The 17,601-nt window shown below is 60.2% G+C and carries 22 protein-coding genes; 17 read left to right on the top strand and 5 right to left on the bottom strand.

Annotated elements, in window-relative coordinates; genetic code table 11:
* Positions 1-112 precede the first annotated feature (112 nt).
* The 5 genes from IVB50_RS39540 (at position 113) to IVB50_RS39525 (ending at position 3,164) form a co-directional block, all read left to right on the top strand.
* Entirely contained in the window at positions 113-424 is a 312-nt protein-coding gene (locus IVB50_RS39540) for a conotoxin (protein ID WP_240543400.1), read from the top strand.
* A gap of 403 nt (positions 425-827) precedes the next feature.
* The gene (locus IVB50_RS42525; RefSeq protein ID WP_018458516.1) at positions 828-962 is read left to right on the top strand and encodes a hypothetical protein; all 135 of its coding nucleotides are present in this window, start codon (positions 828-830) and stop codon (positions 960-962) included.
* A 90-nt stretch (positions 963-1,052) separates the two neighbouring features.
* Positions 1,053-1,802 (top strand): sulfite exporter TauE/SafE family protein, encoded by a 750-nt coding sequence (locus IVB50_RS39535; protein ID WP_018458517.1) that lies wholly within the window; start codon positions 1,053-1,055, stop codon positions 1,800-1,802.
* 238 nt (positions 1,803-2,040) lie between these two features.
* Entirely contained in the window at positions 2,041-2,634 is a 594-nt protein-coding gene (locus IVB50_RS39530; protein ID WP_039800453.1) for a hypothetical protein, read from the top strand.
* Positions 2,635-2,663: 29 nt separating this feature from the next.
* Positions 2,664-3,164 (top strand): heme-binding protein, encoded by a 501-nt coding sequence (locus tag IVB50_RS39525; protein WP_026233603.1) that lies wholly within the window; start codon positions 2,664-2,666, stop codon positions 3,162-3,164.
* Positions 3,165-3,277: 113 nt separating this feature from the next.
* On the opposite strand, the gene IVB50_RS39520 is transcribed toward IVB50_RS39525, so the two are convergent.
* A complete protein-coding gene (locus IVB50_RS39520; protein ID WP_083926524.1) occupies positions 3,278-3,538 on the bottom strand; it encodes a DUF1127 domain-containing protein in 261 nt (86 codons plus the stop codon).
* A 408-nt stretch (positions 3,539-3,946) separates the two neighbouring features.
* On the opposite strand from IVB50_RS39520, the gene IVB50_RS39515 reads away from it, so the two are divergent.
* From IVB50_RS39515 to IVB50_RS39505, 3 genes are all read left to right on the top strand, one after another.
* On the top strand, positions 3,947-5,908 hold the full coding sequence (locus IVB50_RS39515) for a PAS domain-containing sensor histidine kinase (protein WP_247300173.1): 1,962 nt from the start codon (positions 3,947-3,949) through the stop codon (positions 5,906-5,908).
* 236 nt (positions 5,909-6,144) lie between these two features.
* Positions 6,145-6,333 (top strand): hypothetical protein, encoded by a 189-nt coding sequence (locus IVB50_RS39510; RefSeq protein ID WP_018458521.1) that lies wholly within the window; start codon positions 6,145-6,147, stop codon positions 6,331-6,333.
* A 264-nt stretch (positions 6,334-6,597) separates the two neighbouring features.
* Positions 6,598-6,993, top strand: a complete 396-nt coding sequence (locus IVB50_RS39505) for a response regulator (RefSeq protein WP_085352290.1) — start codon at positions 6,598-6,600, stop codon at positions 6,991-6,993.
* Between the two features lie 36 nt (positions 6,994-7,029).
* On the opposite strand, the gene IVB50_RS39500 is transcribed toward IVB50_RS39505, so the two are convergent.
* From IVB50_RS39500 to IVB50_RS39490, 3 genes are all read right to left on the bottom strand, one after another.
* Positions 7,030-7,224, bottom strand: a complete 195-nt coding sequence (locus IVB50_RS39500) for a hypothetical protein (RefSeq protein WP_026233604.1) — start codon at positions 7,222-7,224, stop codon at positions 7,030-7,032.
* 657 nt (positions 7,225-7,881) lie between these two features.
* Positions 7,882-8,295, bottom strand: a complete 414-nt coding sequence (gene rnk, locus IVB50_RS39495) for a nucleoside diphosphate kinase regulator (RefSeq protein ID WP_039800433.1) — start codon at positions 8,293-8,295, stop codon at positions 7,882-7,884.
* 9 nt (positions 8,296-8,304) lie between these two features.
* The gene (locus tag IVB50_RS39490; protein WP_018458525.1) at positions 8,305-8,796 is read right to left on the bottom strand and encodes a GreA/GreB family elongation factor; all 492 of its coding nucleotides are present in this window, start codon (positions 8,794-8,796) and stop codon (positions 8,305-8,307) included.
* A 478-nt stretch (positions 8,797-9,274) separates the two neighbouring features.
* On the opposite strand from IVB50_RS39490, the gene IVB50_RS39485 reads away from it, so the two are divergent.
* The 9 genes from IVB50_RS39485 (at position 9,275) to IVB50_RS39450 (ending at position 17,287) form a co-directional block, all read left to right on the top strand.
* Positions 9,275-9,430, top strand: a complete 156-nt coding sequence (locus IVB50_RS39485; RefSeq protein ID WP_018458526.1) for a hypothetical protein — start codon at positions 9,275-9,277, stop codon at positions 9,428-9,430.
* A 163-nt stretch (positions 9,431-9,593) separates the two neighbouring features.
* Positions 9,594-12,515 carry a monovalent cation/H+ antiporter subunit A gene (locus IVB50_RS39480; RefSeq protein WP_247300171.1) on the top strand — a complete coding sequence of 974 codons (2,922 nt, stop codon included), beginning with the start codon at positions 9,594-9,596 and terminating at the stop codon, positions 12,513-12,515.
* A complete protein-coding gene (locus IVB50_RS39475) occupies positions 12,515-12,856 on the top strand; it encodes a Na+/H+ antiporter subunit C (RefSeq protein WP_018458528.1) in 342 nt (113 codons plus the stop codon). Before IVB50_RS39480 ends, IVB50_RS39475 begins: the two co-directional genes overlap by 1 nt.
* The gene (locus IVB50_RS39470) at positions 12,853-14,484 is read left to right on the top strand and encodes a monovalent cation/H+ antiporter subunit D (protein ID WP_018458529.1); all 1,632 of its coding nucleotides are present in this window, start codon (positions 12,853-12,855) and stop codon (positions 14,482-14,484) included. The genes IVB50_RS39475 and IVB50_RS39470 overlap by 4 nt, the downstream gene beginning before the upstream one ends.
* The gene (locus IVB50_RS39465) at positions 14,481-14,969 is read left to right on the top strand and encodes a Na+/H+ antiporter subunit E (RefSeq protein ID WP_018458530.1); all 489 of its coding nucleotides are present in this window, start codon (positions 14,481-14,483) and stop codon (positions 14,967-14,969) included. Before IVB50_RS39470 ends, IVB50_RS39465 begins: the two co-directional genes overlap by 4 nt.
* Positions 14,966-15,247 (top strand): K+/H+ antiporter subunit F, encoded by a 282-nt coding sequence (locus IVB50_RS39460; protein WP_018458531.1) that lies wholly within the window; start codon positions 14,966-14,968, stop codon positions 15,245-15,247. Before IVB50_RS39465 ends, IVB50_RS39460 begins: the two co-directional genes overlap by 4 nt.
* On the top strand, positions 15,244-15,594 hold the full coding sequence (gene mnhG / locus IVB50_RS39455; RefSeq protein WP_018458532.1) for a monovalent cation/H(+) antiporter subunit G: 351 nt from the start codon (positions 15,244-15,246) through the stop codon (positions 15,592-15,594). The genes IVB50_RS39460 and mnhG overlap by 4 nt, the downstream gene beginning before the upstream one ends.
* 408 nt (positions 15,595-16,002) lie before the next feature.
* Positions 16,003-16,131, top strand: coding sequence for a hypothetical protein (locus IVB50_RS42520; protein ID WP_018458533.1), 129 nt, complete (start codon positions 16,003-16,005; stop codon positions 16,129-16,131).
* Positions 16,132-16,384: 253 nt separating this feature from the next.
* Positions 16,385-17,287, top strand: coding sequence for a universal stress protein (locus IVB50_RS39450; RefSeq protein ID WP_018458534.1), 903 nt, complete (start codon positions 16,385-16,387; stop codon positions 17,285-17,287).
* Positions 17,288-17,368: 81 nt separating this feature from the next.
* Here the strand turns inward: IVB50_RS39450 and IVB50_RS39445 are convergent, their stop codons facing one another.
* Complete coding sequence (locus IVB50_RS39445; protein WP_018458535.1) at positions 17,369-17,545, bottom strand: hypothetical protein; 177 nt, start codon at positions 17,543-17,545, stop codon at positions 17,369-17,371.
* Positions 17,546-17,601 lie beyond the last annotated feature (56 nt).

The raw sequence follows: 17,601 nt of genomic DNA, 5'->3' as shown, positions 1-17,601 counted from the left end.
GAGCCGGCCAAATTCACGCGCAAGTATCGCATTGCAGCACTGAAACGGCTCCGACCGTTCCGAACCCAAGCTTGTATCGGTCGTTACCGTTCTACGAACGGAGGAGGTAGGCATGCGTGTCCTAGTGATCACCGCGGCAGTATTACTGTCTTGTACGCTCAGTCCCTCACGCGCCGACGAGACGGCTCCTGCACGTCAGGCGCAGGCGACCGTTCCGGTGCAGCCGGATCGAACTCCCGAGCAAGCTGAACAGGCCCGAGACCAAGACAGGAAGAACGCCGAAGACGTTAAGATCGAACGTGATTGGAAGGCGCAAGGCGGCACCGATGGCGATCGCGCCGGCCGAGCCAATCAATCGGATCAGGATCATCAAACGGTGGGACGTGATTGGCGGGCCCGGCCAGACAACGCCGAGCGTCGTTGAGACAAAATCGAATCCTCTGCGGTCCAAGCCGACAGCGACATATATGGGTGACACGATCACGAGCACCAGCAGGTGACGAGAAGCTTGGTCGGATCCGCGCCGTCTAGTGGTTAGAAACAAAGCTTCGACGGCATTGACAAATTCGACCGGCGCGTAATATTTGCCTCACGGGGAAGCGATCTCCCCGCGAGGCGACATGCCCAAGAATCGCGTCCCGGTTTCGACAAGGACGCTGCATGTCTTCCGTTTTCCGATCCCCTCTCCAAGCCGCTTTATCCGTCTCGCGCCCGCCAGGGCCTCGCTGTCGGCGGTGGGATCACCGTGCCGACGGACTCTGCCGGGCGGGCAGCGATCGTGAACCATCCAACTCGAAATTCATCCGTGATCTCAACGGAGGACTGCCATGACCTACGTCATGAAGCCGCTGTCGTGCGACCCGAGTCGAATCCGCGGCATGTCGGACGAAGTCCATTATCGCTTCGTCTACGACCAGGACGGCACGCTTCGAAGCTATTCGATGGGCGAGCGAAGCATCTGACATAACAACTGACGATTCGGGGATACCGAGACCTCCCCGTGAGATGGAGTCCCATCCAAGCGCTCGCCACCTCGATCCGGGGACGATCATATGGACGCACTTGGCTTCGCTATCTTTGCTCTTGCCGCCCTTGCCGGTGGCTTCGTCAGCGGCTTCTCTGGCTTCGCGATGGGCCTGGTCGTCTCTGGTGTCTGGCTGCACATCATCACGCCGATCCAGACCGCCACTTTGATCGCGGGGTACGGTCTGCTCACCCAAGGCTACGGCATTTATAGGCTGCGACATGTCCTGGATCTGCGCAAGGCATGGCCTCTCGCGCTTGGAACAGTCATCGGCATTCCGATTGGCGTTGAAATTCTCGTCTATCTCAATCCCCTCTATCTGAGGTTCGGAGTCGGTGTGTTGTTGATGATTTACTCCATTTACGGCTTGGCGCGCCCTGTGTTCGCGCCCATGAGAATCGGCACCGGAGCAGACATCGCAATAGGCATCTCGAATGGGATGCTTGGCGGGTTGACGGGGCTCGGCGGCGTGATCTCCACGATATCGTGCCAATGGCGCGGTTGGCCGAAGGATTTGCAGCGGGCCGTGTTTCAGCCGGTGCTGTTCATCGCCTTCGTGGTCATCTCCTTGTCCCAGGCAGCGGCCGGCTCCATTACCAGGGAAACACTGGTGCTGTACGCGTTGGGCGTTCCCTTCATGGTCGCCGGCCTTTGGTCCGGCTTCAAGATGTTCGGGACCATCCAGGACGAGACCTTTCGCAAGGCTGTGTTGGCACTGTTGCTGTTGGCGGGGCTCTCGCTGGTCGTCTCGACCCTCCCTTTTTCTGCTGATCGATAAGGGCATCATGCTATTGAAGCGACTGGGCGCCATCGCCATCCCGAACGGACTGAACAGCGATTTCGATCACGCCGCGTTCGATCCGAAGACGCGCCGCGTCTTCACGGGGGCCTCCTCGCATTCTCCGATGAGTGATGAGTGCAGATCGAGCGCGGCAGGCCGCGCGCGAATTCAATCTTCTGCATGGGCCAGGCTTGCGCTGCCATCCATGCTGGCTTTGTTGATGGGAGGAAATGCCATGGCCGAGACCCTGAATTTCGACAGCGCTGCTGTCGGAACTTCGCCCGACGGGTGGACTTTGACGATGACCGGCAAGGGACAGCCGAAATGGACCGTCGAGGCCGAGGCTACGGCGCCAAGCAAGCCGAACGTTCTCAAGCAATCCGGACGGGCGACGTTTCCCCTCGCCATCAAGCGCGATACGTCCATCCGTGACGGCTTCGTCGAGGTGAAATTCAAGGCCGTTGCCGGCTCCGAGGATCGCGCCGCGGGAGTCATTTGGCGTGCGAAGGATGCCGACAATTACTACGTGGTCCGGGCTAACGCGCTGGAGGACAATGTCGTTCTCTACAAGACGATCAATGGCGTTCGAATGTCGCTCGAGATCGTGGGTCGCAGAGGCGGCTATGGCGTCAGCGCGCCGGTGTCGTCCGGGCAATGGCACCTGCTGCGCTGCGACTTTGCAGGAAGTCGGTTCAAGGTGAGCTATGACGGAAAGCAATTGTTCGAGGTGGAAGACGCCACCATTCCGGACGCGGGCATGATCGGCCTGTGGACCAAGGCAGATAGCGTGACCCTGTTCGATGATCTGACATATGGTGAGAGCAAATAGGCCTTTGGTCACCTATGCCGGAGATTGCCATGAACGTTCGATGCCTGTCGGTCGCGACGGCCCTGCTGATTGCGTCCATCTGCCCAGTACGGGCGGAGGAAGGTCTGGTCGCCTACAAATCGCTCGGTCCAGAACTGGCGCTCGATCTTGCGCGCGCTGCGTTGGCGAACTGCCGCACCCGTGGATACCAGGTTGCAGTTGCCGTCGTCGATCGCTTCGGCGTCACGCAAGTGATGTTGCGCGATCGCTTTGCAGGCCCTCACACGCCCTCGACGGCAGCAGGCAAGGCGTGGACAGCAGCCTCGTTCAAGACCAGCACGACCGAGCTCAATGCGATCAGCCAGCCGGGGATGATGCAGGCGGGCATTCGCAACCTTCCCGGAGCGGTCGTCATTGCCGGAGGACTGATCGTTGAAGCCGGCGGCTCCCTGGTCGGAGCGGTCGGCGTGTCCGGCGCGCCGGGCGGTGACGCGGACGAAGCGTGCGCGAAAGCCGGAATTGATGCCATACGCGACAAGCTAGACTTCTGAGAAGACGTCAAGATCGCGGTCAAAAAGTCCTTCGGCCTTTCACGAGCCTGGCGGCCGTCTGATCCACAGGGACAAGCAGACGCGCCGCCTTCGCACGCGCAGGTGTGGGGCGCTCACCGACAGGAATCGACAATATCCGATTTGTCGCGCCAACCTGAGAAGTAACACCGTCGAGCTTCCCCAACGATTGTTCTCGACAAGCCGATGTCCGCGAGAAGCCGGTCATCCAGTTCGAGAAGCTCGTCGTATTGGCGGCGCCGTGTGATGCCGTCCAGCAGCGCGAGCGTGAGTTTCCAGAACCATGCAGGGCTTGGAGAAGGAACGAAGGCTGCGCTGGATGTGCCGATTGAGCCAGTGGTGCTGTCGCAAGACATGTTTCACCTCCATAATGGAGCGAAACAACGCTTGGCTCGAAAGCTGGTCGGGCGGTTGTGTTTGACCCGATGGCCTTTTCTATCATGCTCGTCTCTGCCGCACAAGCGATCCGCTGATCTGGAAGCTGGAGGCGTCGCTGGAGTGCCGGTCATGCTGAAAGGAACGTTCGGCGCCGCCCGTCCACTGGATCAAGCTGACCGCAACGCGAAGCATCACACCCTGCAAATGAGTGTATCCGACCGAGGAGCACTGATCGGAGCGCCGCCTGATGGTTAAGATCCTCGCTCCCTCAGTGGTGCAACTGAGATCCAGATTCCGACAGAGGCATGCAACGCACGAAGCAGCACCACGGAACAATAAAAAGACTTCGCGGTTAAACGGTCTCCCCCGACACCGGAGTCGACCATTTGCAAGCCCATCAGTCAAAACTTGACGGGATCGACGATACTGCGCGCCTTCAACTGCTCATCGACGCAATCGTTGATTACGCCATCTACATGATCGACCTCGACGGCACAGTCCGCAGCTGGAACTCCGGTGCCCAGCGGTTGAAGGGCTACTCGCCCGACGAAATCATCGGCAAGTCGTTCGCATCCTTCTATACGCCAGATGATCGCACCAATGGGCTTCCAGAGCGCGCCTTGAGCGTCGCAGCACGAGAAGGCCGCTTCAGCGCCGAAGGATGGAGAGTCCGCAAGGACGGAAGCCGTTTCTGGGCATCGGTCATCATCGATGCCGTCCGCAATCAAGCCGGCGAAGTGATCGGCTTCGCCAAGGTCACGCGAGATGTTACCGAACGTCAGGAAGCCCATGAAGAGCTTCTCAATAGTGAGCGGCGCTATCGCCAGCTAATCGAGGCCGTGGTCGATTACGCGATCTTTCAGCTCGACCCACTGGGCAACGTGACAACCTGGAATCCCGGAGCAGAGCGGATCAAGGGCTACGCGCCGCCGGAGATCATCGGTCAGCATTTTAGCGCTTTTTACACGCCCGAAGACATCGAACTCGGTGTGCCCAAGCGTGCGCTTTCAGAGGCGGCGGAGCATGGTCGCTTCGAGGCGGAAGGCTGGCGTTTGCGAAAAGACGGCTCCCGCTTCTGGGCGTCGGTCATCATCGATCGCATCACGGACGAGGCCGGAAACATCGTCGGGTTTGCCAAAGTCACGCGCGACGTTACGGACCGGAAGCGCGCCGAGGACGAGCTCAAGCACGTTCAGGAGCAACTCGCCGCATCCCAAAAGCTGGAAGCGGTGGGGCAACTCAGCGGTGGCATCGCGCACGACTTCAACAATCTGCTCATGATCGTCCTTGGCAATCTCGAAACAGCTGAGCGGCACGCCAAGGCGCCCGGAGCCAATCTGAACCGGGCGCTCGCAAACGCGAAGCGCGGCGCACAGAGAGCCGCGGCGTTAACCAGTCGCTTGTTGGCATTTTCGCGCCGACAAGCGCTCGATCCCAAGCCAATCAACGTAAACAACTACGTCAATGGCCTGCAGGAATTCCTTCAGCGCACGCTCGGAGAGCGCATCGAAGTCCAGACCGTCGGAAGTGCGGGTCTTTGGGAAATCGAAGCCGACGCCAATCATCTGGAGTCAGCCATCGTCAACCTGGCAATCAACGCTCGTGACGCCATGCCCGACGGCGGAAAGCTGACTTTGGAAGCAGCCAACATCTCCGCCGACGATGATTACTGCCGGCTCAATCCTGAACTGGCGCCCGGTCAGTACGTCGCCATTTGCGTGACTGACACCGGAGGCGGAATGTCGCGCGACGTTCTCAGTCACGCTTTTGAGCCCTTCTTTACGACAAAGGAGCCGGGCCACGGCACCGGCCTTGGCCTGAGCCAGGTCTACGGCTTCGTCAAGCAATCCGGAGGCCACGCAAAAATCTACAGCGAGGTGGGGCAGGGCACCACCATCAAGATGTACTTTCCGCGCTTCTCCGGAAGCACACGGCCCGAAGAAATCGCACCTGAGGAAATTGCCGAGGGTGAGCTATCCGAGACCGTTCTCGTCGTCGAGGACGATGAGGATCTGCGCGTCTATATTTCTGACGTCCTGCGGGATCTCAACTATCGCGTCCTCTCGGCCCGCAGCGCTCAGGCCGCTCTGACCATTCTCCTGCAAGACGACTCGAAGGTGGACCTTCTTCTCACTGACGTGGTCATGCCGGGGATCAATGGTCGCGAACTCGGCAGGCGCGCGCATCAAATTAGACCGGGACTGAAGATCCTGTACATGACGGGCTATTCGCGTAATGCCGTGGTCCATCAGGGAAGGCTTGATGAAGGTGTCAACCTGCTGGAGAAGCCAATCTCGCAAGCAAAACTGGCGCTGAAGGTGCGAGAGATTCTGGATCAGTTTGAATGACCAGGGTCTGACCAGCGGTACTATCCTGACCGCTGGCCGGCGGCGGCCACCGTAGCACCGTCCGTTCTCTGGGGCCTTAGCCGTCATCCCTTCCCTGACTGCCTGGTGCCTCAACGGGCACCAGGATTCCCATACTGCGCTCACCCTGAGGGAGTGGATCGGTAGCCGGACTTCCCCGCTTGACCTTTTTTCGCGCCGTGAGATTTTTAAGGGTCCGAAAAAAGCCGGGGGCGGCGATGAAACTGTTGAACGAATACCTGGAGCGTGCCGTCGGTCTGGAGAAATTGGCGGCGGGCGAGCAGGATTCGACCTTCAAAACTCAGCTGTTGAACCAGGCCGCGGCTTACAGAAAGCTGGCGGCAAAGCGCGCCTTGGAATACGGACTGCCGCCACCAAGCCCGCCAGAAGACCCGCCGCAGCCCTGAGAGAGTTAAAAGATCGATCTGGATCAGGGCCGCCTGCGGCCGTGCGGCTGGTCAGCGAGGGCGACGAGGCCCGGTGACGCATCCTCCAAGAGTATGTCGCGGGCTTTCGCGAATTGATCGGGAAGTTGCGCAAGAAGCTGCACTCCCGAAGTCGAGCTGACATCCGTTGGGCGGGGGACCCTTGCTCCCTGTGTTCAAAATGGAACATAACTCTTTATCGCGAGTTCCTTCCCGATCGCACAGCGGGGTGCGCAGGGGGCCAGCATGCAAGGGACGGGAGTTACTATCCTCGTCGTCGAAGACGAACAGCTTATCCGCGACATGGTGGCCGACGCATTGTCAGATGGCGGCTTTGAAGCCGAAGTCGCCGTCAGCGGGGAGGATGCAGTTAGTCTTCTGCAGGGCAACCAAACCAAGTATCGCGCACTCGTTACCGATATAAATTTGTTCGGAAAGCTCGATGGCTGGCAAGTCGGCCATCGCGCCAGGGAGCTAAATCCGGACATCTCTGTGATTTACATGACAGGCGCGGCGGCCGATCAATGGCCCGCCCACGGCGTGCCCAACAGCATCTTGCTGACCAAGCCATTTGCACCTGCGCAAATCGTGACCGCCGTAGCTCAACTTCTGAATACCGGAACTCCGCCCGCTCAGTCCTGAGGGGAGTGGACGAAGCCTTCTCCGACCGAGGCAGCCTTAGTTCTTCGTCAAGGGCTTGGGCGGCTCTTCGGCCATGGCCTCGACATCAATGGCAGGAAGCTCGCCAGTGCGGTCTTTCAGGTCTGCCGCACGCTGGACCAAGCCAGCAGCGACCGTGGGATTTTTTGTTGTTTTTGCCATGCGCAGCAATGCCGCTGCGGCCTCACGGGCGAACTGATTTAAGCGCGACACGGTTGGACATCCGACACTTAGCTGACGTGGAATGATTCAAGGGTCGAATATTCGTTCCGAATTCGGCTTAAAAATGCGCGCACGACACAAGAAGGGCTTCAGCTCGGGGCTGGGCCAGCTGAGGTCCTTCGTGTGTCGGCACCACGTTATTGGAGCGCGGTTCCGAACGATGCCCAACTAAAGAGGTGGTTCTTGGTTCCCGGTTATCAGCCCAAATTTCGAGAAAAAAACGGGCCCCAGCTCGCGGGGCTATTGGGGGGCATGGAGCTGGGGCCACTCGGGGTCGCCCTTGGGGAAGGGCATCGGGAAAACTTGGCAATCGCAGGAATGTTCCTGTCTTTTCCAAAGAGCGAGTGTGTAGATCAACCGCACGGCCGCGACTTGAGACGTCCTCGTGAAGGACTTCATGACCCCCTGAGCCCCGGTCCTCCGGGGACACACCGCGTTGCAAACTCGCTATGATGGATCGAAGCCGCGCAGAGTCGTTGGGCGACCAGTCCTGCAATAGTGAGAGGCGCGGTGATCCACAGCGCTACGAAACCAAGGCGTGTGCGCTGTCGAATTCATACGAAAGGGCCAGATCCGGGCGCGACGCCCCCGGGACTACGCGCCCACATCGCAAGACGGCGATGCTCGGTCTGACTTAACGTACGTGCCTTATTCGGACACAGCGAGAACGGTCAGGCCCCTGGTGCGCTTGTGGGGCGTCTCGAAGTCGATCCGCTGCCCCGGCGATAGGCCGATCAAAGCCGCTCCAACAGGCGTCAGGACCGAAATCCGACTGAGCTCGATGTTTGCCTCATGCGGATAGACCAGCACGATCTCTCGGCTCGCACCCGTCTCGTCATCGCGATAGGTCACTTTCGATCCCATCCTGATCACGCCTCGCAAGTTGTTCTCGTCCGTCACCGTGGCACGTTCCATCTCTCGAGCCAGAAAATGGGCCACTCGCGGAAACAGATCCATGCTCGAATTGGCCAAGGAACTGAGGCGCCGTGATTCGTCCTCAGTAATCTTGATCGGCGGCAACGCCGACTGTTCTCGCCGGCTCTCAGCTTCGAAATTGCGCATTGGTCGCTCCTATGCTGCAGTTGGTCCGGGGTCGTCATCGAACGGGTTGCCTGACCGCGTCGGCCCTCTCCGGAAGAATGGGACGACCTTTGAATCCGATGGGGTCAGGCTTTGGACCCTGACGACATTCAGACATCCGGCGACGAAGTACGGCATCTGATCGCCGACCCGCAGTCCGATCAAAGCTGTACCCAGCGGGGTCAACACCGAAATGCAGGCGGGATCCGACCAGCACTCCTCGGGCCAGACCAGTTGCACGGTGCGACGCGGAACGCCCCAATTCGTGCAATGGGTGACCCATGATCCGATCGTCACGAAAGGACGGACGTTGTCCGTTTCGTCCGCGACGATATCGGCGCGGTTGATTTCGCCCATGAGGAATATCCCGTCCAAATCTCCTTTTTGGACGGCGAGGCGGGCGAGCTGTTCGAGCCGCGGATAGTCTGATGAGGTCAGTGCGATTTTCGGAAGAGGCAGCACGGCGCACTCCTTCTGCTTCAAGACGACCTCTCGAGTGGAGGTCACGAAAGCTGGAAAAGAGCCCGGACGGCGCGAACACCGTCCGGCTAACCGCCTGCTTGGAGGCGGCCGGCGTGAAGAGCAAAACGCGCGGTGCGCGCATCAATGTCGATGTCATAAGCCATGTTGCTCTGACTATAGTGGTTCATTTCCCTGGAAACATTGCGACGAAACCGCACAGCACCTGTACACGCGAAATATCGAGAGGAGACAAGGAGCGTCATTGAAGTGAGACATCGAACAATCACGCGGGTCTACCCAGCTGCGCAAGAACGTGCGTCGAAGATTACATCGCGTGGGATGGACAGGCTGACGTTGCTGCAGGCGAACGCTCTTGTCGCACCGGTAGGCCCCGGGCGGCGGTTTGACGTGAATGTGAGCCGTAGTTCTACAGAACCATTATTATAGTCGGCATCGATCGCTTGCACCTGGCGATGGAACACTGAACGGGCGCCATGACATGCGATACCGCTTCGAGGTCAGCCCAGCTGAGGACACCGAGCCGGTCGAGATGAGTGGCTGGCGGGGGATCGCGCTCTGCGGATTCTGTGCGTTGCTGGGCGCTCTCGCCGCCGTCGTTGCCGCCGCGACTGGCACCCTTCCACACTGGATCTGAACCGCTCGATCGCGGAGCCAGTGTCCGCGGGAATGGCGGTTTCCGGCCAAACCATCACAATGGCGCTAAAATCTAGCAGTGGAGATATCGATCCGCCTCGGCTAAGCAATTGAGGATCAGCGAAAGCATCTCTCCACCTCGCAGCCTGGGGCAATGAACGCAAATGTTCCTGCTTGCCGTTCTCGTCCTTCCTTTCGCGGGAAGCTTTATTGCGGCACTCTTGCGGGTCAATGCACGCAACGCTGAGGCATGGCTCGCTGGAGCGGTCGCACTTACAGCTTTTTGCCTCATCGGCGCGGCTTATCCGAACGTGACGAATGGTGGCGTTGTCGGGTGGCGAACGGACTGGGTCGCTGAACTTGGACTCGCATTTGTGCTGAGGCTTGACGGGTTCGCATGGGCCTTCGCCATGCTGATCACCGGCATCGGTTTTCTGGTGGTGCTGTATGCCCGGTACTACATGTCACCCAGTGATCCCGTTCCGCGGTTCTTCTCCCTGCTGCTCGCCTTCATGGGAGCAATGCTGGGAATCGTGCTCTCCGGCAACCTGCTCCAACTGGTTTTTTTCTGGGAGCTGACCAGTCTCTTTTCATTCCTGCTGATCAGTTACTGGCACCACAACGCGGCGGCGAGAGACGGCGCGCGGATGGCGCTGGTGATCACGTCGACGGGTGGGCTTTGCCTCTTCGCCGGCGTGCTGCTCATCGGGCACATCGTCGGCAGCTATGACCTGGAGCAGGTGCTGGCTTCCGGAAACGCGATCCGTTCGCACGCGCTTTATGTCCCCGCACTCGTTCTGATCCTTCTCGGCGCTCTCACAAAAAGCGCCCAGTTCCCGTTTCATTTCTGGCTGCCGCACGCGATGGCCGCTCCAACTCCCGTTTCAGCTTATCTCCATTCGGCAACAATGGTGAAGGCCGGAGTGTTCCTTCTAGCGCGGCTCTGGCCGGCAATGGGTGGAACGAATGAATGGCTGTGGCTGGTGGGCTCGATCGGCCTGATCACGTTTTTTCTGGGCGCCTTTCTCGCCGTGTTCCAGCAGGATCTGAAGGGGCTATTGGCCTACTCGACGATCAGCCATCTCGGATTGATCACGCTTTTGACCGGACTCGATACCCCATTCGGACAGATCGCGGCGATTTTCCATATCATGAACCACGCGACCTTCAAGGCATCGCTGTTCATGGCGGCCGGCATCATCGATCACGAAACCGGCACGCGCGACATCCGCCGCCTTAGCGGGCTATGGGCCTTCATGCCGATTACGGCGACGCTGGCCATGGTGGCTGCCGCGGCAATGGCGGGAGTGCCGTTGCTGAATGGTTTTCTGTCGAAGGAAATGTTTTTTGCCGAGACGATCGAGGTCCATGACAATTCCCTCGTCGATCAGGCGCTGCCGTACATCGTCACTCTCGCCAGCACGTTCACGGTTGCCTATTCGCTGCGCTTCATTCGCGACGTGTTCTTCGGCCCGGCTCCAACCGGCTTGCCACGCGTTCCACATGAGCCGCCCCTGTTGATGCGACTTCCGGCCGAACTGCTCGTGCTGGCATGCCTCATCGTCGGTGTCGCGCCGGCTCTCACAGTGGCGCCGATCCTCGATACGGCTGCCCGGGCGGTTCTCGGCTCCGCGATGCCGGAGTACAGCCTTCGTCTCTGGCACGGAATTACGCCTGAACTTCTGATGAGCATCGTAGCGATGGCCGGTGGGTTGGGCGTCTACGTCATGCTGCGCTCCTACCTGCTCGCGCATGAGGGACCGCCCTTGCTCGGTCGCATCAATGGCAAGCGGATCTTTGACTGGGTGTTGGTGACATTGTCCTGGCGGTTTGCGCGATGGCTCGCCACCAATCTCGGCACGAGGCGTCTCCAACCACAATTGAGACTGTTGGCTGGCGTGGCGTTCGTCGCTGCTCTGCTGCCCCTCTACGCCCGCGGCCTCTCGCTGACGGGACCGTCAAGGAGGGAATTCGACCTCGTCTTTGGACTACTCTGGGTGGTGGGCGTTGGCTGCGCGGTGGCGGCCGCGGTCCAGGCCAAATTTCATCGGGTGGTGGCGCTGATACTGCTCGGGACCGCGGGTCTCGTCACCTGCGTCAGCTTCGTCTGGTTATCCGCTCCCGATGTCGCGCTGACGCAGATCGTCGTTGAGACGGTTACGACGGTTCTCCTGTTGCTCGGCTTGCGGTGGCTGCCGAAACGCATCGCGCGACCAGGCCCGGCAGAGGCGCCCGACAGCATTCGGTGGCACCGCGTTCGCGATTTCTCCATCGCGCTCCTCGCCGGGCTCGGTTTGGGCACGCTTGCGCTGGCGGCCATGCAGCTCCCGGACAACCACAGCATTTCGCGATACTTCGTGGAAAACGCCTACACGAAGGGGGGCGGAACCAACGTGGTGAACGTCATCCTGGTGGATTTTCGCGGGTTCGATACGCTCGGCGAGATCACCGTGCTTGCGGTCGTCGCACTGACCGTCTTTGCGCTTTTGCGCCGTTTCCGTCCGGCCCCCGAAAGCATTCCCGTTCCCGAACAGCAGCATGCCCAGGATGCCCACGACGAGGCTCATCCCGATCGACAGAAGGGCGACACTGCCAAAGACACGCTTGCTACCGCGGCATTGATGATGGGGCTGCTGTTTCCCGTGATCGGCGTCGTGGCCATTTTCCTTCTCTTGCGCGGGCACGACCTTCCGGGCGGCGGCTTCATCGCCGGCATCGCCATGGCAACAGCATTCATCCTGCAGTATATGGCTCGCGGCACGGTGTGGGTGGAAGCTCGTCTTCACGTCATGCCGGTGCGTTGGATGGGTTTCGGCCTCTTGCTGGCAGGGTGTGCGGGAGCTGCCGCCTGCGTTTTCGGACACCCCTTCCTGACCTCGTACTTTGCATATGCCGAACTGCCTCTGCTCGGTCGCGTCCCCACGGCCAGCGCTCTTCTCTTCGATATCGGTGTGTTCTCGCTCGTCGTCGGCGCCACGGTATTGATGCTCATCGCAATCGCGCATCAATCGCTGCGTCGCTATGGCGTGCCGCTCCAGGCGGGGCAACGCGCGCACGATGAGCGAGCGAAAGAGGAGTTGGTGTAATGGAGCTTAGCCTGGCCATCGGCATAGGTGCGCTTACGGCGTCCGGAGTGTGGCTGATCCTCAGGCCGCGCACGTTTCAAGTCATCATCGGGCTTTCGTTGCTCTCTTACGCCGTCAATCTCTTCATCGTGGCCATGGGACGGGTGCGGACGGGAGCGCCGGTGCTGATCGCAAAGGAGATCGGGGATGCAACGAAACATGCTGACCCGCTACCACAGGCGCTCGTACTGACTGCAATCGTCATCAGTTTTGCGACGACGGCGTTGTTCCTTGTCGTTCTCCTCGCGTCGCGCGGCCTGGCTCGCACCGATCACGTCGATGGTCAGGAGCCCGAGGCGTGAGCGGAATCGCAAATCTCGTCGTTGCGCCTATCGTCCTGCCCCTGCTTGCCGGCGCAGGCATGCTGCTCTTGAATGGAGAGCGGCACCGCAACATCGTGGCTGCGGTCAATGTCGCCGCAACGGTTGCACTCGTTTGCGTCGCGGTGATCTTGCTCGGAATGTCTGATTCGGGTCACCCCGGAATCAGGGAAGTCTATCGCCTGGGCGATTGGCCTGCTCCGTTCGGAATTGTCCTCGTTCTCGATCGGCTCTCCGCGCTCATGCTGCTCCTGACCAGCATCCTGGCGTTGGCGTCGGTTGTGTTCTCTCTTGCCCGTTGGCACCGGACAGGCGCGCATTTTCATCCGCTCTTTCAATTTCTGTTGATGGGCCTCAATGGTGCCTTCCTGACCGGCGATCTCTTCAACCTGTTTGTCTTCTTCGAGTTGTTGCTGGCCGCTTCGTACGGACTTCTGCTGCATGGTTCCGGTCTTGCACGGGTGAAGGCCGGGTTGCACTACATCGTCGTGAATCTGGTCGCGTCTCTATTGTTCCTGATCGGGGTCAGCCTGATCTATGGCGTCACCGGGACGCTCAATATGGCGGACCTCTCGGCGCGGATACCTGCAATCGCTGCGGAGAGCCGCGGTTTGCTCGAAGCAGGCGCCGGCATGCTGGCCGTGGCCTTCCTGCTCAAGGCCGGCATGTGGCCTCTGTGTTTCTGGCTGCCGACGGCCTACGCATCTGCGAGTCCACCGGTGGCGTCGATCTTTGCGATCATGACCAAGGTCGGCGTATATATCATCCTGCGTCTATCGCTGTTGCTTTTCGGTGAGGGCAGCGGCGCGTCAGCGGGCTTCGGCAGTGACTGGCTGTTGTGGGGCGGGGTGGCGACGATCGCCTTCGGAGCAATCGGCACATTGGCATCCCAGGACACCGCCCGTCTCGGCGGCTTTTCGGTGCTCGTATCCTCCGGAACCGTGCTGGCAGCCACCGGGACCGGGCAAGTCAGTGTCGCCGGCGGAGCACTGTTTTACCTGGTCAGCTCGACTCTCGGCATCAGCGCGTTCTTCCTTCTGGCCGAACTCATCGAGCGCGGCCGCGAACCCGGAGCTGACGTGATCGCCGTCACGCGAGAAGCTTACGGAGAAGACCACGGTGCGGACGATACCGAAGAGGAAGTCGGCATGGCCATTGTGGCCACGATGGGATTGCTCGGCGTCGCCTTTATCGGATGCGCCCTGGTCATCGCCGGGCTTCCGCCGCTGTCGGGGTTCATAGCCAAATTCGCGCTGCTGACGGCGGCGCTTCATCCTTCAGACATGCATCCGGGCGGTGCCGTTCCCGGCAGTGGATGGGCGCTCCTGTTGGCGCTCCTCGTGTCCAGTTTTGCGGCGTTGGTCGCGCTGACCCGAGCAGGTATCCGCTCCTTCTGGGCCTCGCCAGATCGCACCGTGCCGCGTGTGCGCCTGATCGAAATGGCGCCCATCATGTTCCTGTTGATCATTTGCGCGACCCAGACAGTGCTCGCCGGTCCGGTGATGCGTTTCATGCAGGCAACGGCGCAATCGCTGCACGCCCCGGCGGGCTACGTCAGCGACGTCCTGGAGATCAGCGTCCAAGGCAGCCGAAAGGCGGGTGGCGAATGACGCGATTCCTGCCCTTTCCGCGGGTGAGCTTCTGTCTTCTCGCATTGTGGCTGCTGCTCAATCAAGCAGTCACGGTCGGACATGTCCTCCTCGGTTGTGTGATCGCGCTCGTCGGCGGGCGGATCCTCACCGTGCTGGAGCTGCCAAGCACGCACGTCAGGCGACCCGGCGTCCTTCTCCGCCTGTTGGGATTGGTAGCGATTGATATCATCCGCTCCAACTTGGCGGTTGGCCGGATCATTCTCGGCTTTGGGCGCCGGCAGCGAAAATCCGGGTTCGTGAACATTCCGCTCGACATGCGCAATCCCTACGGACTGGCCATGTTGGCTTGCATCATCACCTCGACGCCCGGAACGCTGTGGGTGAATTTCGATGCACAGAAGGGCTTGTTGATGATCCATGTTCTCGACCTGGTTGATGAAGCCGAGTGGATCCGCACGATCAAGCAGCGCTACGAACGCCATCTGCTGGAGATATTCGAATGAGCCAGCTCTTGCTGATCTACGCGCTTGTCGCCGCACAGGTACTTCTGGTGTTGGCTATCGGCTGTGGCGCGGCTCGCATCTTTCGGGGGCCGCGAGCACAGGATCGCGTTCTGGGTTTCGACACGCTGTCCGTGAACGCGATGTTATTGCTTCTGACGTTCGGGATTCGATCCGGCGAAACGCTCTATTTCGAGGCGGCTCTGGCCATGGCCCTCTTCGGTTTTGTTGGTACGGTTGCGCTAGCGAAGTTTCTGCTGCGCGGCGAGGTGATGGAATGAACGGCATCGAACACCTGCCGCCCTGGGCTGCGGCTCTCACGGCATTTCTCCTTCTTGTCGGCGCCGCCGCCACACTGGTCGGTTCGCTGGGCCTTTTGCGGTTCGGCACATTCTACGAGCGGGTCCACGCGCCGACGCTCGGGACAACGCTGGGCACCGTATTCATTGCAGCTGCTTCAATCGTTTGCTTTTCGGTACTTCAGAGCAGGCCCGTGCTGCACGAAATCCTGATCATCGGGCTTGGCGTGGTAACCACGCCTATTGCGCTGACCGTATTGGTGGGCGCAGCGCGATTTCGCGATACCGCCGAAAAGAGTGCGCAAGTTCGCGGACCAGAGGGCAATTAGCGCGAGACGCGCGATTTTTTGGTTCCTTGACCGGCCAGTCGGTCAATCCAGGCTAAATGTCGCATTTGATTTCCTGCATCGCATGCCCACCTCTAAGTACATGATGCATGACGCTGAGTAGTAGGCGAGTTCGCCGAAGTCTTTGCATGTTGGCCGCCTGATCGGAGGCAATCAGCCCCGAACTCAGTCCATGCCGCGTTCGCGAGGGCTGGAAGCTCGGTGCCCGGCAGAGCGAGCAATGCACATGCCGCTCGCAAGCGAGCCGCACCGCAAACAGAGGCAGTGATGACTACAACGCTACGACGCCGGATTTATAGGACCCAGCTGCAGATCCGCCGGTAACCCGGACGATTCAGATCGTCCGGGATGGTACCTCAACATTTCTGCAACCAAAGCCGGGAGTTTCTCATGTCGGTGTTCTTCGCGCTGCTCGTCCTGACCTCATGGGTCATGTTCATCTGGATTTCAGATCCCGATGGCTTCCGCGAGGCATTCGCTCGCCGCCGAGCGCCAATTCCTCACGATCCTAAAAGGTGACGTTGGGAGGTTCACCTCCGTCACCGCGTACAACAGTTGCTTATGAGCGAGAAAGATATCGTGCGCCGCATGTTCGCGGGGCGCGATGCTTGGTTGCTTCTCGGCTCCAGATCGTCGGTCCAGGCCAAACCGGACGAACGAAGCTGGCAGGCAACAGCGTCATAGGCCCTCCGCAAGGCAACCGAATTGCCGCGCTGGTCGAGCTTGGCAGGCCATCGGGCCGGCGGCCGTTCGCAATTGTAAGGATTCTGACATGAATATCGTCGCTGCGACAGATTTCTCGACGCGGTCCAATCGCGCTTTGCGGCAGGCCGGCCTCCTGGCGCGCTCCCCTGATGCAACTCTGCACCTTGTTCATGTCGTCGACGAGGATCAGCCAGCCGAGCTGATCCGCATCGAAGAGCGTGAGGCACAGCGGGTGCTGGTTGAGCAGATCGCATCCATGCCGGAGCTGCAAAACGTTCAGTGCTACCCGATCGTGGTCAAGGGCCATCCCTTTGACGGGATATTGCGAGCGGCTGCAGCAGCCGACGCGGATCTCGTTGTAATGGGAGCCCATCGTAAGCAGTTTCTGCGCGACATCTTCACAGGCACCACAATCGAGCGTGTAATTCGCGGAGGAAGGTATCCGGTTCTGATGGTGAACAACGAGGCGCAGCGGCGCTATGAACGCGCTCTGGTGCCGGTCGATATGTCGGATACATCCGCCGATGCAATCCGCGTGGGGCTGTCCACCGGACTCTTGACACAGGGCGCAACAACGATCCTTCACGCCTTCTCGCCGATGACGAAAGCGCGATTGGTCCGCTCCGGTGCGAGCGCGGCCGTCATCAGCGGATATGTCGATAGCGAGCGTCTGAAGGCAACGGAGGAGCTGACGAAGTTTCTGGTGGCGAACAAGCTCGGCACGCAACGATGGTCTCTCCAGGTCGGCGAGGGCGGGCCCATGCAGGTCATCACCCGTGCTGTTTCGGAGAGGCAGCCTGACATGCTGGTGATGGGGACGCACGGGCGATCTGGATTGGTTCGGGCCTTGATCGGGAGCGTAACGGAAGAAGTCCTGCGTTCGTTGAGTGTGGACGTTCTCGTTGTTCCTCCCGCCGGCTCTGAACGCACAATGTCAAATCCGCTGATCGGCACCGACCCGAAGGCGTGACGCGTACCGCGGCTCATCGCTCGCCGGCGAACCCTTCTTTCCGCGAGACCACGGCTCCCGCTCTGTCGGCTGATCGATAGACTAGCGGCGCCGTCGTTCGCTGTCGCGCGCAGCCGGCTTTGCTGCTTGTGGTTTGGTTGAGCCCCGCGTGATCTTCAGCGGATCGCTGGCCGGAAAGGTTTGCTGCAATTGCCGGTCCAATTCCTCGTCGAGTTCCCGCTTCTCCCGCTGCTTCGATGTTTCGTCATGCTTTGGCATTGCTCAATCTCCGCGTTTAGCACTTGGTGACCGGCCGTCCGTGATCGGGAACAGTT

Origin of the sequence: Bradyrhizobium sp. 87, from assembly GCF_023073015.1 — a bacterium.
In the GTDB taxonomy this organism is placed as follows: Bacteria; Pseudomonadota; Alphaproteobacteria; order Rhizobiales; family Xanthobacteraceae; genus Bradyrhizobium; species Bradyrhizobium canariense_D.
This window is presented reverse-complemented; position numbering and strand designations above follow the sequence as displayed.

What these genes read in the sequence shown, in the direction of transcription:
- IVB50_RS39465 (WP_018458530.1), top strand. Translation starts at nt 14,481, where the DNA reads ATGACGCGATTCCTGCCCTTTCCGCGGGTGAGCTTCTGTCTTCTCGCA.
- IVB50_RS39475 (WP_018458528.1), top strand. Translation starts at nt 12,515, where the DNA reads ATGGAGCTTAGCCTGGCCATCGGCATAGGTGCGCTTACGGCGTCCGGA.
- IVB50_RS39540 (WP_240543400.1), top strand. Translation starts at nt 113, where the DNA reads ATGCGTGTCCTAGTGATCACCGCGGCAGTATTACTGTCTTGTACGCTC.
- IVB50_RS39535 (WP_018458517.1), top strand. Translation starts at nt 1,053, where the DNA reads ATGGACGCACTTGGCTTCGCTATCTTTGCTCTTGCCGCCCTTGCCGGT.
- IVB50_RS39460 (WP_018458531.1), top strand. Translation starts at nt 14,966, where the DNA reads ATGAGCCAGCTCTTGCTGATCTACGCGCTTGTCGCCGCACAGGTACTT.
- rnk (WP_039800433.1), bottom strand. Translation starts at nt 8,295, where the DNA reads ATGCGCAATTTCGAAGCTGAGAGCCGGCGAGAACAGTCGGCGTTGCCG.
- mnhG (WP_018458532.1), top strand. Translation starts at nt 15,244, where the DNA reads ATGAACGGCATCGAACACCTGCCGCCCTGGGCTGCGGCTCTCACGGCA.
- IVB50_RS39510 (WP_018458521.1), top strand. Translation starts at nt 6,145, where the DNA reads ATGAAACTGTTGAACGAATACCTGGAGCGTGCCGTCGGTCTGGAGAAA.
- IVB50_RS42525 (WP_018458516.1), top strand. Translation starts at nt 828, where the DNA reads ATGACCTACGTCATGAAGCCGCTGTCGTGCGACCCGAGTCGAATCCGC.
- IVB50_RS39485 (WP_018458526.1), top strand. Translation starts at nt 9,275, where the DNA reads ATGCGATACCGCTTCGAGGTCAGCCCAGCTGAGGACACCGAGCCGGTC.
- IVB50_RS39520 (WP_083926524.1), bottom strand. Translation starts at nt 3,538, where the DNA reads ATGTCTTGCGACAGCACCACTGGCTCAATCGGCACATCCAGCGCAGCC.
- IVB50_RS42520 (WP_018458533.1), top strand. Translation starts at nt 16,003, where the DNA reads ATGTCGGTGTTCTTCGCGCTGCTCGTCCTGACCTCATGGGTCATGTTC.
- IVB50_RS39450 (WP_018458534.1), top strand. Translation starts at nt 16,385, where the DNA reads ATGAATATCGTCGCTGCGACAGATTTCTCGACGCGGTCCAATCGCGCT.
- IVB50_RS39480 (WP_247300171.1), top strand. Translation starts at nt 9,594, where the DNA reads ATGTTCCTGCTTGCCGTTCTCGTCCTTCCTTTCGCGGGAAGCTTTATT.
- IVB50_RS39530 (WP_039800453.1), top strand. Translation starts at nt 2,041, where the DNA reads ATGGCCGAGACCCTGAATTTCGACAGCGCTGCTGTCGGAACTTCGCCC.
- IVB50_RS39525 (WP_026233603.1), top strand. Translation starts at nt 2,664, where the DNA reads ATGAACGTTCGATGCCTGTCGGTCGCGACGGCCCTGCTGATTGCGTCC.
- IVB50_RS39445 (WP_018458535.1), bottom strand. Translation starts at nt 17,545, where the DNA reads ATGCCAAAGCATGACGAAACATCGAAGCAGCGGGAGAAGCGGGAACTC.
- IVB50_RS39505 (WP_085352290.1), top strand. Translation starts at nt 6,598, where the DNA reads ATGCAAGGGACGGGAGTTACTATCCTCGTCGTCGAAGACGAACAGCTT.